Genomic DNA, 13,651 nt, shown 5'->3' with positions numbered 1-13,651 from the left:
CGGCTATGGCCCTTTCCCGGGAACACTCATGATCCGGCTTGATGCCGTTGGCATAGAGGGCGGAGGAGTACATCCCACCGTGATTTTTAAACGGCGTGAGAATGTAATAACGTTGGTCGATCAATTCGAAAGTGGTCGCATGGCAATGACTATCCCCACAGACATCACTTCATCACCCCAAGTTGTTTCTGTATCAATGACAGCGAATTTACTCATGGTTTGTTCCTTTTCTTACTTTCAATTTTTTATGGGTATCGTTGAGACTGTCGATGAAATCTTTCTCGAACGGGCTCAGATCGGTTTTGTTTTGGCTCGATACTTTTCATATCCAAGCTCGGCCTTGATTTTCGCTTCATCTTGGGACATGGTATCACCTCCGATTACAAAAATTCATTGTTTTTAAATTTCTAGTTTCGTATTTTAAAGTTAAGTTGAGCCTGGCACCGGCAATGCTGATTTGGTTCGGCTTTGTTTGAATTCGAGGGTCAAATATGTTAAGGGGCAGGTACCACCTCCCGATATAAAAAACCCGACAAACAGGTTGCCGAGGTTTTGTTGTTAATAAACGATGGTGTTTCGGAGACAAATCTGAAAATGGCAGAACTGCTCCCCGGTGTTAAATGTTAGTCTGTGAAACCTAGCAGAGGACGCCTGTTCTGAAATAAAATGCTGTAATTCGGCCATTGCTTTTTTTAGTGAACAATCAAGGTCAGGCTTGATGCCATTGGCATATAAGACGTATGCGTACTTACCGCCATCATTTTGAATGGCATTAGGATGCAATATCGTTTGTTGATCATTTTCGTTATTTTTTAAGAATCACTTTCGCAACGTTTTCAACAATTTTAGGAACTTGTTTTAAAGTGTCTTTGTTCTTTACGATACTGACAACTAAAATAGCTGCAGTGCTTGCTGCTGCTCCTGTTCCTTTTAGAATATTTTCTCTCGTCTCTTTTCTTTTTTGCTTGCAGAGATTGCAATACTTTCCTTCAAGCACAGGGTTATTGCAATCCTTACTTTTGCATTGTTTATTTTTTTCGCTATTCATCCGATTTATCCTCCAAGTAATCTGTTGAATTTTTCCTTTTGTTTTCAATAAAAGCATCACAGCTAAGCAGTAGTTTCCCTGGAAGTAATCCGAAATCTTGCTGGTTACTTCCTCTGTTGCCAGAGGAGCAAATCAACTCCCAGGCAAGATGTTTTTTTCCATTGCAGCAAATATTTTTAAGCAACACCTGCTTAACAAAAGTCTCGTGTTCTTTAACGACCGCAAGTTGTGCATTACGCTCGCCAAGAACCTGATACGAATACAAAGAGATCTGAACGGCGTTATTCATTACCACAATGGCGGTGTTAATATCACAGACCAACTTTACCATATCTTTTGCTTTAATATTTTCTGTGCCTCCGAGTAAAGCGATATCCGATTTGATTTGAAAGGCAAGTTCTGCCCGAGCAGAATTTGCATCAACAAGTGCTTGTATGAGCATTTGTCGTTGTAAAGATTCATCTGACATGGCAAGAGCCTGAATAAAACAGCTTCTGCTACTGAATAGTTTTGCAAGTCGGTCATCACGTTGCCCTTGAATTATTCTGCCAAAATTGGATTTGCAAGTTTCTGAAATTTCCTTTAGTCCGTCAGCAATCTGATTTAACTGTCTTTGCATGGATAGGCATTGCATTGCTCCAGTGACATCTGTCGGAATAGATTTAGTGCCTAATGGGATCTCCTTAATTTTCCTGTGAATACCATACTCTTTCCCGTTTATCGTAAGACCTTTAACTGTCGTCCTGATTTGAAGAAAAAAAGCATCCGCAGATTCTCTACATGGGATTAATTCAGCTGCTCCGTTTTGCAATGCTTGCTTAATTTCCTCCGGAATTAGGTCAAGTCTGGGGATATACTCGGTCTTACTTTTGATATTGTCAGCGGCCTTTTGGATTGCCGGAGTAGAATCAATAAATTGCTCAATTTTTTCTAACAAACTGTTAGAAGTTCTATTTTGTATTGCTGGCGTTAATGCAAATATCGCACTGTCATAGCTATACAAATTTTCATCTAACACATCAATATTAGTCGAATCCTTTATTACTAAAAATTGTTGCTCATCCAGTTGAAAGTTCTTTCTTTTTTCACCTTCCGGACTAATGCGTTCGTTATACCTCGCAATAAAAGCCGCCCACTCATCGTAAATCGCTCGCAGTTCCTCGTCCAGATAGGAGAGGGCCTTTTCGCTTATATCGGACGGTACACCGTAGTAGGCTTCGGCAATGGCACCGGTGATCGCCGCCAGGGTATCACTATCCCCGCCGATGGAAATCGCATTGCGAATGGCATCCTCAAAATCTGTTGCTTCAAGAAAAGCCACGATCGCCTGGGGGACCGTTTCCTGACAAGTTTCATTGAAGGTGTAAGTGTCACGAATCTCCTCCAGGGTAAAATCCAGGGGATAGTAATGGGCCCTGATGAAATCCCCTATGGCTAAACGGCTCTCCCCGGTTTTGGCCAGATAAATGGCCACGGCAGTTGCTTCGGCACCTTTTAAACCTTCCGGATGATTGTGGGTGACGGCTGTTACTTTCCGGGACAGCTCCTTGGCCTCGGCCAATGATGTCGCCGCAAAACCACAGGCACTGACACGCATCGCGGCGCCATTGCCGAAACTGTTATAGGGCTTGGGCTGATCTGCATACAGCCAACCACGAAACATGCCCCCATACCCGCAGTTCGGATAGGGACGGCCGACTTCCTGCATGGCGGTTACCGCTTGTTGTTCAAGATCCTGATAATCCCCGGCACATACAAGGATTGCTTTGGCAATTGCCAACGACAACACACTGTCATCCGTAAAAAAGCAACGGTCTGATAAAAAATCGAATTCTTTATTTTTATGATTGTGCCACTCAAAGCGCGATCCAACAATATCGCCAATGATTGCTCCCAGCATTTTACACCTCTCAGGCTGTTTTTGCTTAATTCTATCACAAACTTCATTGGTATTAGATGCTTATTGCATTTTTTTCGCTAGTACTTTTAGCTGCTCCAGAGATTTGGTAACCTGCTACTAAATGCTGGGTACTCGAACCCAACATCTGGATACATTGTCCGTAACCGGATAATCCCCACCGCCTGTTACAAATTTTATAATTTGATCACGATTCTGGTCAACATATGAGTCTTTTTCATTTCTTCCTCCATATACTTTTCCACGGTTGCGGCTCTAAACCCAGAATAGAAGATAATATTGACGATTAATTGGTAATAGTCATTGTTGCTCATCACTCTATTTTCGTAATTTTTATAGATATCAAACCGCTCGTCAAATTCGGTTGGATTTGATTTTCCACATTGATAGATTTCATCATAATCCATTATTGCATAGAAGAATGTACATTTTTGGGATAGGTTCGGTTATTAAATTATTAAGTTAATGATTTCATTAATAAAGTCGATCATACCGTCTTCGACCTCGTCACGAATATCCCGATAATTGTGGATTTCATGACGATACCCGGAATAAAGCTTGGTTTTGACCTGATTGCCGGTTTCCGCCAGCCAGCTTGAAACCGCATAGACACCTTCGCCGTAAAGACCGACGGGATCCTGATCGCCGGCAATATTATAAACCGGAATCGCAGCCGGAACTTTCTCGGCCCACTGGGTACCGATAATGCTATCAATCATCATGATAAAATCATAGGTTGAACGAATATTCGGCGGGCTGGTGAAATTGTTGAAGGGATCATTGGCATGATCAGCGACGATATCCGGATCGCCAGAGATCCAATCATTGGGAGTCAGGGGATTAGCGATGCGGTTCGTCATCCATTCAAAAAGAACCCCGAGATAACTGGGATCAATTTCTTCACCTTTGCCCTCGTCGATACACTTTTGCAGTGCCGCAGCCAGCTCCCCGGTCTTTGGAAAAACCGACGAGGTTCCGCAGATCAGCAACCCGTCGATGCCCTCACCATAGGCGGCGGCATAGGATCGGGCAATCATCGAGCCCATGCTGTGACCGTACATAAAATAAGGCAGCCCCGGATATTCGGCCTGAACCAATTGGCGCAGGCTGTGTTCATCTTCGGCCATCGTCATGTAGCCTTTATTTCCCCAGTCACTCCAATTTCCCGATTCCGCGGCGGTTTTACCATGTCCGACATGATCATCGGCGGCAACCACAAACCCGGCCTCGTTCAGCTTCAGAATCATATGCAGATAACGACGCGAATGTTCGCCAAAACCGTGGACAATCTGGACAATTCCCCGGGGTTTGCGAATCGGCTTGTATATCCAAGCCTGGATTGTATCCTGTTCGTTAAATGATCTGAAACTTCTTTCTTCAAATGCCATCATAAACCTCCTAAAATTTTATTATCAGGTTGTTAACCAACCGGACGATCTTAGATTAAGTGTAGCCTGGCAGCAGGACTGCTTTGTGCAATTTCCCGCTGTTTCTTTTTCGTCAGTTTCATCAACACGGTCTGATAAGCCAGTTGGATACAGTCGATTAAAACCGGTTCCGGGACATCGCCGGCAAGCAGAAGCGAATTCCAATGCTGTTTAACTTAAGTGTGCCTGGTACCGACATTTTAGAGAGTGGCACTGCTAACCTTAAATAACTGCAGTTTTTTAATTCGATCTTCCGTATCAATGCCTTTATCATTTTGTGCGATTGATAACCTCTGAACTTCTTCATCTGTAGAAGTTTTCTTTACAACATAGGCAGCGTTCGCGCAAACTATATAATTGTCACCATCAATGGCGCGTTGCCCATAATGATCTTTTGACAGCTTATTTTTATAAACTGCCTTTAAAAACGGCTGGTATGTGTATTCAGAAATATTTGTCTCTGTTTGCATTACCAAAAACTCGTATGGACACTTCTCAAAATCCTCCCAGTAATACTTTCCAAAGCTTCCCGGTCTGAAAAGATCGTATTTAATGTAGTAATATCGCCACTCATAGTTATTGCTGGTTTCGCAATCGTTGATGTAAGTATTGATGATCCCGGACAAAAGATCGTCGGTAAATGAATCATAGCGAGATAACAACTCCAACAAAACGTCCTTTGTTCTTTCAAACCCTTCATTACTGCTCTTGTGAAACAGATTTCGCCAAGCCTTCATGTTCTTTTTCGAACCTAATTGATATCTCCATCCATTTTTCTCTCTTTGCCCGTAATTCCCGATGGACATAAGCGCGCAATCAACAAGGTTCGGCCTGCAGGAAAACAACGATTGAAAACGCAGGAAGTATTGCGTGTGATCTAAACCAACAATGCTGATCTGTCCTTGAAGCAACTCATGATCCTCTAATTCAAATAACGCTTCAGCATTGTCCGGATTGTTTTCGACCCACGTAATCTTTAAAGCTTCCTCAACCAATTGAGTCAGGTTCAGGTTTTTCTCTATGGTGTCATCTATTGTGCCGGTTTTGATAATGGCATCAACTTGCTTCAAAATAGATGGCATTCTATTACCGCTTGTTCTGAGTTCGCTATCGCTGATCTCATCTTCGGAATTCATTATGAGGTTGTTTACGATTCTCAGTCTTCGTCTAAATTCATCGCTAGTTATTGTGTCTTTATTCAGGAGATAGGCGATCACTGCATATAAAAGGATGATCCTATTCAACGGGAACAGCCTGTTACCATTGCCAGATATATCAGCATAATTACGCACGCAGTCTTTGAAAATGTTAATTACGTACCTTTTTTCAACTTTTATCTTTCCAGTCTGATGTTCGTGTGAAATGAATTGTTCTAAAAACTTGTCCGGCGTGTTTTCACCCTGAAGACAACACCAACAGTCAAAATATTTTTCTAAGGTTTGAATATTCGCCATCACATTTATATTTACACCGGAAAAATATTCTTTCAGGAGGTCAAATTCATCGTTGCTCTTGCCTTGAGTTGTACCGCCGTTCTGGTAACAAATGATGTCACAAATAAACTTGAAGTAACGCAGGAACTCATCATCAATCACATTATCGTCACCACGATAGCGCCAGAGCATATCGGTCCAATCAAGATCGATTTTCTTGATGATACGCGTTGTCATCGGTTCATCGATCTTCCGAAGTTCACGTTCCAATTCAGCTTTGAAGTGCTCGAATTGCGTTAATGGTTTTCCCCGCGAATTCATCTTGATATACAATTCATCGGTAAGACCCATATCTTTGATGGGCAGAAAATAGAAGGTTATTGCCTTATCCTTCAGCTTTTCCCAAATTCCCTGAGTCTTTGCGAATTCATCCTGAATTGCGTCAAGCATCACCAGCATGGAGCTGATTGTCGGATCTTTTTTCCAATCGAGAGGAAACCATGCTTGATCAACAATTTCTTCTGACAGCTTATTTGTAAATAAAGGATTAAACTTGATTAAAAAAGAGCAGAAATCGCGCGCACTGTACCGTGTCTCATAACTGAAATTTTCCAAAAAAAGATACTCTGAAGCGTCAATGTTTTCTTTCTTAGCGACGTACCAGTGGAGTAGAAAAAGCGCCGTCAGGCGTTGTTGACCATCTAGCGGTGTCATTACGCCATCAGCATTGATGTCTCCGTAAACGAAATCCAAGGTGATGGGAGCATCCTCTATGGCCTGGTGCAAGGAGTCCAGAAAACGCGCCCGGATACGATTAATCTCTGCATCGATACGACCTTGGGCATAGTCGCGCTGAATAATCGGGATCGCTATCTTTTTCAGTTGGACAGTTTCTTCGTCAACTTCAAAATCGGTATTAAATATTCCAATAAAAGTATTAAGCGCTGTCCCCATATTATTCAACCTCCTTTTCAATAGAAATTTCTTCGGCTAAGTAATTTTTTAGTGTACTATTGATCGCCTTTATGTATGCGATCCGGTCTGGTTGTCCCCAAAAATGCAACTGATTGCTCGCTGATGGCGTATAGTATTTCAAGAAAACCATCTTTGTGCAAAATGGGATATATTGGCCCTTTTTGTCCATTTCAATAATTGCATTTCGTTTTACATCAAATGTGGAATTATTGAGAGCCGCGTTATCACTCATGTTAAGTAAGGCTAAGTTTGCTATCGAATGCATATACTCGGTGTTACCCTGTGCGGATAATTTTTGTATAACTTTTTGCTGGATGTCTTCAAATTCCTGACGCTCCAAACGTTCCTGACGATCCGCATCACTGGCATTTTTCATTTCTGCAATCAGTGCGTCGTTCCCTTTTCCCAGGGCCACAATCGATGGAATATGCAATCTTAGCCATTCCTTCCAATCATCTTGTTTTCGCATACCTTCTGACTGTTGCGCATGGATATGCTCCAGACTCCAGGTGACTTTGCCTGTTTTTTGAAACTTGAATTTTTCAAACGGAAACCAATGAGTCTGCTCGCCGTTTTGCCGAACCGATTCAACATTGAATAAAAGCAACAACTTGCTAATTCTTGCGTAATCTGTCGTTTTCTCATAGCTTAGTTCAGAATAATTGGTGGGTATGGCGATACTTTCCTTGATGTACGCATCTAATTCTGATTTGAACCGGTTTTTTGTTATGCCTCTACCGTCTATTTCGCGCCGAGATAATGCGAAAACATCCTGCAAAGATTTAGTATTTGAAGCAATCAAGTATCCGATTTTGTGATAGAGCTCGTGATCTTCATACCAGTCTTTGAGAATTAAAAATGTATGTTGTATTTCTTTCCATATTTCGCTTAGCTTCTCCTCTTGATTCAAGTCATCAAAGTAGAAAAATGTATAGTATTTTTCCTTGTTGTCCACCGGCTTGCCGGAAATCAAATCTAAGATCAAGTCAATGCGTGTTTGATATTTTGCATTTGAGCGATTGGTAAGAAAATACCATAATGAGTTATTATGCAACGCCTTCTCAATATTGTCCCATTGCAGAGAAATCTCTTCCTGCTTTTCCCGATCCATTTCGGGATTATTATCGCGGCTCAAGAACATCGCCTTTACTAATTCTGCACTCGTCAAGGGTATTTTGCCAATATTGAGGCGCGTAAACAGGGCGATCGCATCCTCAGTCTCATCTACCTCATACCAGATGATTTTGACATTTTCATCAAAGTACTTGTTGATGTTCGTCAACGTTGATTTTTTATCCTTTTTGCCAAACCACTTTTCAATTGTCTCATAAGCATCGCACATAAACCAATAATCTATATTTTCTTCCTTTTTTAAACGGTCTATTGATGCAAGGAATTCTTCTGATTTTTCTCTTGTTTCGTAAATTAAGGCGAATTTGGGCTCATCAAAAAAGCCAGAACTGGAAATGCTCATGTATTTATAGATCAGAAAAAGCGTCGTTAATCGTTGCTGTCCATCAATCAGTTCAAAGGAATCTTCTCTTCTCCTTACTACAACCGGTTGCAAACAGTAGTTTTTCGTACCGTTGGAATTTACATCATCAAGTAACCGGGTTACCTGATCTTCTCCCCATCGATATCCTCTTTGATATGAGGGAATATAAAATTTACCTGCAACGGTTCCAACTAGCTTTGTATCGAGCTTTATATCGGCATTTGCTAAATTCATCTTCTTAATTCTCCTTGTTCGCTATTTCGGAGCGCTAAATCCTAATCATGTTTAAAACAAGTTAAGTTGAGCCTGGCACCGGAAATGATGATGAATAATACTTCTGTTTGGGGCTGGTCGGTTTGTCAGGAATGGTCAGTTTGAGAAGGCCGCCTTTGATTAGCGGGTTGAGAATGTTTTTTCTGAAATGATCTCGGTTATTAAACTTCAAATATTTCTGTATTTCACTTCGGGTTCGGGGTATTTTGCAATATTCCAGCAATCTAGAAATTTCTTCATCTGTTTGCATGGTAGCTTGAGGTACAGCTTGCATGGTAGCTTGCATGGGAGCCTGGTCACTCGCTTGCATGGTCAAGGGTATTATCGTCCGAAACACATCGCCCTCGGTAAAAACGGGCTCGGCGCCAGAATAGATTTTAGTGTATTTATAGGTGTTACGGATGCCGAACCCCAATTCATCCACCAGCCCAATTTCTTTAAAGAATCTGGCAATGGTGGGATTCTTGGGGAAGGGCGAAAAATTCTCGGGATCAATGATGCCATTGCCGTGGGGCTTATTGCTGTTTTCGGTCACCACCCGATCCGTTTAAGGCACCGGAAATGAAGGCACCGGAAATGACGGCCGCACTGACAGGCACCGACACTTCCCCGACACTTCCTCATAAGGTGTTTCCTCGATGTAAAATCATTGAAAAAATATGCTAAAATTACTGCCTCTAATTAATGAGTTTAAATCCTGTTTGATAAATTCCCATGTTTGCTCGTAGTTTCCGACAATAAGAATCTCATTGCTGTTAATCAATTGAACAAAGGCTTTCGGATTATCATAATAATCATCTTCCAGTTTTTCTGACAGTTCTTGCTTTTCCCGAGATGATAATTCTTCGATTTGATTATGAAGTGCGTGTTCAAGATTTCTGGAGAAATAATAGATTTGATACGGAATACCACCTATCTTAGAAGTCGTGTGCAAGCAACTAACGATTTCACGCTTAAGATTATTTCTTTTCTTAATGGCTTCACAGTCTTTTGCATAAATCCGATCTTGAGAATAATGTGTTTTTGCCCGGGTGGTTGGTACAACCGCAGAATCAGGCACAAAAGCACATCGGTATCGATCAGATGAATGACTTGTTTCAAATCCTGCTTGGTATAGCGTTTCTTATCGAGAAATATTTTAACATGGGACCAAACCTTCTCTTTGGCGTTTTTTGTTGAAATTCCATTCCGGGTGGTGATGTCTCCGTCGGCAATCTCAAAATGAACCTGCTCATTTTCTACCAGTTTAGAAAGAATCGCGCCCAGGGCAATCTGATCGGTGATGCCTTCGACCAAAAATAACACCACCTTTTTCCTAATCATTAACCAGCCTCCCGGCTTTACGAAATGCCCGACTGATCTCAAAATCACTGGTTGCGGCATAAATTTCTTCACTCTGACCACCGAGATTAATGCTCCGCAAATAAACATCCCGCATGTTGTTGTTGCTTTTTACATTGGAAAACCGAATATATCGGTTTTTGTCGTTGGTTGTTGTAAAAACCAATGACGATTTATGAATCATTTCCAGTGGCCTTAAGTTATGGGAGGTGAAAATCAATTGACCCTTGCCGCTTTTTTCCAGAACCTCCAACAGTTCCCCGAGCAGATACTCGTAAACACCAGCGTCCAGCTCATCAATGGCCACACAAATGCCCGGGAGATTGTATACCGCAATCAGCAGATTTAAGACCGACAGAATTTTTTTGATCCCTTCGGACTCATATTTCAGCGGGATCAGCTGATCATTTCGCTGCGACAGCATTTCAAACCGAATCCCTTCGTCGCCCTCGGCCGTCATCTGTTTGCCATAGTTATGGATAACTAAAGCCATATCGGGAATCAGGGCTTTAACAACCAGATTGATACTGCTGACAATTTCGGTTAATAAATCGAACTCCTTTTGCGGAAAAACGGAAGGTTCCATTAAAGAAACCGCCAGATCGCCGAAAACATCTTTTTCGGCATTTTTCTGTTTAAAGGAGAAGGGCATCGCCAGATTCAGATTAATGACACCACAATGGATATTTTTAATAATAAAGATATTTTTGAAGGCATAATCTTTCAAACTCATTAGTATCTTCGACAGATCCGGGATATCTGAGGTCTCCGACAACTTAATGACTTCATCGGAAAAGAAAAAGGAACGGCATTCTTTCATCGCCAGCTTTTTTGCAACGGCGACATCAATGCGACGGGCCTGGTCATTCTGGATGAATTCGTTAAATCGATATTGCGGCGTGAAGAGATATTCTTCATTCTCAACCCGATATTCCAGATTAACTTTTTTATCCTCGCCGGTGCAATTCTTGTAGCTTAGTTTTTCTTTGGTGATGTAAGTGCTTTTTTCAAAATGCTTTATTTTAAATGAATAGTCACAGTTAAAGGCTTCTTTTTTGTGTTTGATCCAGAATGAAAATTTGCATTCGGCTTCATTGCTGTCTTTGGTAATGTAATCCTGAATTTCCGGTGGCAAAAAATTGCCGGACATCAGTTTTTTTAGGAATTCCAGGATTTCAATGACCGCCGTTTTACCTGAGCCGTTCTGTCCATAAATCCCCAGAATATACGCTTTCATTTCGGAATCAACGGCTGACTGATTGCCCTGGAGTTCTATTTTCCCATAACTCACATTTTTGATATTGACCATTTCAATACCAGCTATTCTTACAACAACATCTTTCATCACGATACCTCCACTAACTTGTATCCATATGATAGCATAATGCACCCGCTTTTAAAAGGCAAAAAACATTTTTCGGAATATTTTGTATCGATATTAATTTTTACAACACAAAATCAATCAGATAAAGAAATGAGGCCTGAGTACAAAAACTAAACAAACATTTTTTCAAGACAAGATTTTTTGATGTTTTTGAGTTTTTTAAGTTTGCGGAATAGGTTTTACTGTATTTATAGGTGTTACGGATGCCAGATCCCAATTCATCTACCAGAAGATGAAAATGGCGCTGCCATTATTAAAAAAAACAATCCCCCCGCTATGTCCTGTTTGAGTTCAGCCAGTTTCAGGAAGAAGAAGTGACGGTGACTAAGCGGTCGACGCCATTGCCAAACGGATTCTTAAAAAACATCAGGCCGCCTTTGAGGAACTGGCCAAATGAAGCGATTGTCCCGTCAGCAGGTGATGCGCCTTCACACCATGCTGATTCACGAAACCGGCAGAAGTGATGGCCTCCGGGATGAAGCGCTGCTGGATTCTGCTCTTGACCAGGTCTGACTTATTCCGAATAAGTTTATAAATTTGTGTCAGGCACAGTCACACCCTGTGTCAGGCACAGTCCCACCCCAGGGACATCTGATGAAGGACGAGAATGATCTGTATGCCAAAATCAGCGAGATTGTTGATTCAAATTAAAGCAGATAAACATGGTGATAAATTGTAACCCGTGCGTTTTTATGGCGTCTAGGACTTTCTTGGAACTGGTCGATTTAGACGACTGGCAGCAGAACGGAATGATTGAAAGCACATGCCTGAAGCATTAGCTTGTAGCGCCCAAAAACGCCATCCCATTGTGCGCCGTCCCACTCGGATCACTTAATTTATCCATCACCTCAGAGGCTGGTGGATAAATTACCGGATTGCAGAGGCTCGCGTTGGTGTCGGTCGTCCATAATAAATCCGCGTTATCAGAATGATAAGATCGGATTAGCCTCACCTCTTTAAATCTTATTTATAATTACCGCGATAAAATTTTGTCATGATGCCGGCAACAGGATTGACGCGTTTAAGATCAACCGCCTGGTAACGGCAGAGCTCGTGGCAGCACATACATTCGATACACTTAGCATAGTCTATTTTTTTAGTGGTCCGATCAATTGCCTGCATCGGACAACTATCGACACAAGTATTGCACTGCTGGCATTTTTTTAAATTAATTTTTGGTTTCGTCTTTAAAAAATCAATCACCTTAATCACAGCATCATAATCGTTCTTCTTTTTTGAAGTAAATCGTTTGGGTATGACAAAATTTTGAAGCAGTGGTGCCTCAACATAGTCTCCGCAAATTTCAATTTCATCCGCAGCTGATTCACCAAGTTTTCTTTCGATGGCAGCTTGAAGGATTGGGATGTCATTAATATCTAAACCAATCATTTTTATTGCCGTCGCATCCAGGGCCAATGGATCGGTACTCATTAGTATTTTATTGGCCGAATAGACACTTCCGGCAGTAGGGCCTTCACCTTCCATTGCCGTAATACCGTCCATAATATGAAGCCCTATTTTTGTTGCTTCGTGGATATCAACTAACATCTTGCCAAAATCCTTGGGATTTGGAGCTGCTTTGTGATACTCCGCTTTTCTTAAGCCCTGAATGCACCCGAAAACATTTTTGACTGCCCCCGTATAAATGCAGGCTGAATGCGTTTTTAATTTGGGGAGATTGATGATAAAATCGGCATCAAAAAGTGGTTTTGCTAAATAGAGGCGCTCAATAACACTGTGATTGTCGCCCAGATCCACGGTGCCTTCCTTGTCAAAGTTTTTTATTTCGGCGTTTTCTTCCTCGGCAACTTTTTTCAAGCCGGATATTTCCAGACTCTGAGTTGTTGGTGCGATGCCTGCAATGGCGCCGCCGGCACTGTCTCCGATCCATACCAGACAGCCTTTTTGTGTTAATATTCGAGTGAGTGCTCTAACAAATTCGCAATGGGTGATTGCAGCCGAATCTGAGGGTTTAGGTCCAATTAAATTTACTTTAAGCAGTACCTTCATGCCCGGCTTAACAAAAGCATCCCAGCCACCGAGCAATTCAATACCATTATTTATTTTTTCAGTGACATTTTCGATCTTATAATTTTGACATTCATTCACAACAACCTTGCTCATTTTCTTACCCTCCCAATTTAAGTGAAAAATATTTATTAACGATCGCCCGAAACGCATCTCCTTCGGTAAAAACGGGCTCGGCGCCAGAATCAGCTCGGGTTTTCCGAAGATAGGATAAAAATGATGCGGTTATCCGAAAATATCTGATAGCTGAGGCGTTTTTTAATTCAAATTTTTGCCAAACCATATTTCGCAATTTCATGATTAAGCAACTTCATAATTGTCAACTCGTC

12 protein-coding genes are annotated in these 13,651 nt (G+C 41.6%); 2 read left to right on the top strand and 10 right to left on the bottom strand.

The window, feature by feature from the left end; all coding sequences use genetic code 11:
• A partial coding sequence (locus ACEW8F_RS07025; protein ID WP_373482764.1) for a hypothetical protein occupies positions 1 to 403 on the top strand: 403 nt, incomplete at its 5' end.
• Between the two features lie 402 nt (positions 404 to 805).
• Here the strand turns inward: ACEW8F_RS07025 and ACEW8F_RS07020 are convergent.
• The 9 genes from ACEW8F_RS07020 to ACEW8F_RS06980 form a co-directional block, all read right to left on the bottom strand.
• Entirely contained in the window at positions 806 to 1,048 is a 243-nt protein-coding gene (locus ACEW8F_RS07020; RefSeq protein WP_373482763.1) for a hypothetical protein, read from the bottom strand.
• Positions 1,041 to 2,948, bottom strand: coding sequence for an ADP-ribosylglycohydrolase family protein (locus ACEW8F_RS07015; RefSeq protein ID WP_373482762.1), 1,908 nt, complete (start codon positions 2,946 to 2,948; stop codon positions 1,041 to 1,043). The genes ACEW8F_RS07020 and ACEW8F_RS07015 overlap by 8 nt, the downstream gene beginning before the upstream one ends.
• A gap of 194 nt (positions 2,949 to 3,142) precedes the next feature.
• On the bottom strand, positions 3,143 to 3,373 hold the full coding sequence (locus ACEW8F_RS07010; protein WP_373482761.1) for a hypothetical protein: 231 nt from the start codon (positions 3,371 to 3,373) through the stop codon (positions 3,143 to 3,145).
• 42 nt (positions 3,374 to 3,415) lie between these two features.
• Entirely contained in the window at positions 3,416 to 4,354 is a 939-nt protein-coding gene (locus tag ACEW8F_RS07005; RefSeq protein WP_373482765.1) for an alpha/beta fold hydrolase, read from the bottom strand.
• A 239-nt stretch (positions 4,355 to 4,593) separates the two neighbouring features.
• A complete protein-coding gene (locus ACEW8F_RS07000) occupies positions 4,594 to 6,780 on the bottom strand; it encodes a DUF262 domain-containing protein (RefSeq protein ID WP_373482760.1) in 2,187 nt (728 codons plus the stop codon).
• Position 6,781: 1 nt separating this feature from the next.
• On the bottom strand, positions 6,782 to 8,530 hold the full coding sequence (locus ACEW8F_RS06995; RefSeq protein ID WP_373482759.1) for a DUF262 domain-containing protein: 1,749 nt from the start codon (positions 8,528 to 8,530) through the stop codon (positions 6,782 to 6,784).
• Positions 8,531 to 8,591: 61 nt separating this feature from the next.
• Positions 8,592 to 9,104 carry a Fic family protein gene (locus ACEW8F_RS06990; RefSeq protein ID WP_373482758.1) on the bottom strand — a complete coding sequence of 171 codons (513 nt, stop codon included), beginning with the start codon at positions 9,102 to 9,104 and terminating at the stop codon, positions 8,592 to 8,594.
• Positions 9,105 to 9,481: 377 nt separating this feature from the next.
• Positions 9,482 to 9,892 (bottom strand): hypothetical protein, encoded by a 411-nt coding sequence (locus ACEW8F_RS06985; protein ID WP_373482757.1) that lies wholly within the window; start codon positions 9,890 to 9,892, stop codon positions 9,482 to 9,484.
• Positions 9,885 to 11,255 (bottom strand): AAA family ATPase, encoded by a 1,371-nt coding sequence (locus ACEW8F_RS06980; RefSeq protein WP_373482756.1) that lies wholly within the window; start codon positions 11,253 to 11,255, stop codon positions 9,885 to 9,887. The genes ACEW8F_RS06985 and ACEW8F_RS06980 overlap by 8 nt, the downstream gene beginning before the upstream one ends.
• A gap of 432 nt (positions 11,256 to 11,687) precedes the next feature.
• Here ACEW8F_RS06980 and ACEW8F_RS06975 point away from each other — a divergent pair, with 432 nt between their 5' ends.
• On the top strand, positions 11,688 to 11,807 hold the full coding sequence (locus ACEW8F_RS06975) for a cell filamentation protein Fic (RefSeq protein WP_373482755.1): 120 nt from the start codon (positions 11,688 to 11,690) through the stop codon (positions 11,805 to 11,807).
• A 450-nt stretch (positions 11,808 to 12,257) separates the two neighbouring features.
• Here ACEW8F_RS06975 and ACEW8F_RS06970 read toward each other — a convergent pair whose 3' ends face one another.
• Positions 12,258 to 13,418 (bottom strand): DUF362 domain-containing protein, encoded by a 1,161-nt coding sequence (locus ACEW8F_RS06970; RefSeq protein WP_373482754.1) that lies wholly within the window; start codon positions 13,416 to 13,418, stop codon positions 12,258 to 12,260.
• Positions 13,419 to 13,651 lie beyond the last annotated feature (233 nt).

Origin of the sequence: Acetobacterium sp. (genome assembly GCF_041752335.1) — a bacterium.
Classification (GTDB): Bacteria; Bacillota; Clostridia; order Eubacteriales; family Eubacteriaceae; genus Acetobacterium.
The sequence above is the reverse complement of the archived record's forward strand: the minus strand, read 5'-3'. Positions and strand labels throughout refer to the sequence as shown.

Coding starts and splice junctions, on each gene's coding strand:
- ACEW8F_RS06975 (WP_373482755.1), top strand. CDS start 11,688: ATGAAGCGATTGTCCCGTCAGCAGGTGATGCGCCTTCACACCATGCTG.
- ACEW8F_RS06985 (WP_373482757.1), bottom strand. CDS start 9,892: ATGATTAGGAAAAAGGTGGTGTTATTTTTGGTCGAAGGCATCACCGAT.
- ACEW8F_RS07000 (WP_373482760.1), bottom strand. CDS start 6,780: ATGGGGACAGCGCTTAATACTTTTATTGGAATATTTAATACCGATTTT.
- ACEW8F_RS06980 (WP_373482756.1), bottom strand. CDS start 11,255: ATGAAAGATGTTGTTGTAAGAATAGCTGGTATTGAAATGGTCAATATC.
- ACEW8F_RS07015 (WP_373482762.1), bottom strand. CDS start 2,948: ATGCTGGGAGCAATCATTGGCGATATTGTTGGATCGCGCTTTGAGTGG.
- ACEW8F_RS06970 (WP_373482754.1), bottom strand. CDS start 13,418: ATGAGCAAGGTTGTTGTGAATGAATGTCAAAATTATAAGATCGAAAAT.
- ACEW8F_RS07005 (WP_373482765.1), bottom strand. CDS start 4,354: ATGGCATTTGAAGAAAGAAGTTTCAGATCATTTAACGAACAGGATACA.
- ACEW8F_RS07020 (WP_373482763.1), bottom strand. CDS start 1,048: ATGAATAGCGAAAAAAATAAACAATGCAAAAGTAAGGATTGCAATAAC.
- ACEW8F_RS07010 (WP_373482761.1), bottom strand. CDS start 3,373: ATGGATTATGATGAAATCTATCAATGTGGAAAATCAAATCCAACCGAA.
- ACEW8F_RS06995 (WP_373482759.1), bottom strand. CDS start 8,530: ATGAATTTAGCAAATGCCGATATAAAGCTCGATACAAAGCTAGTTGGA.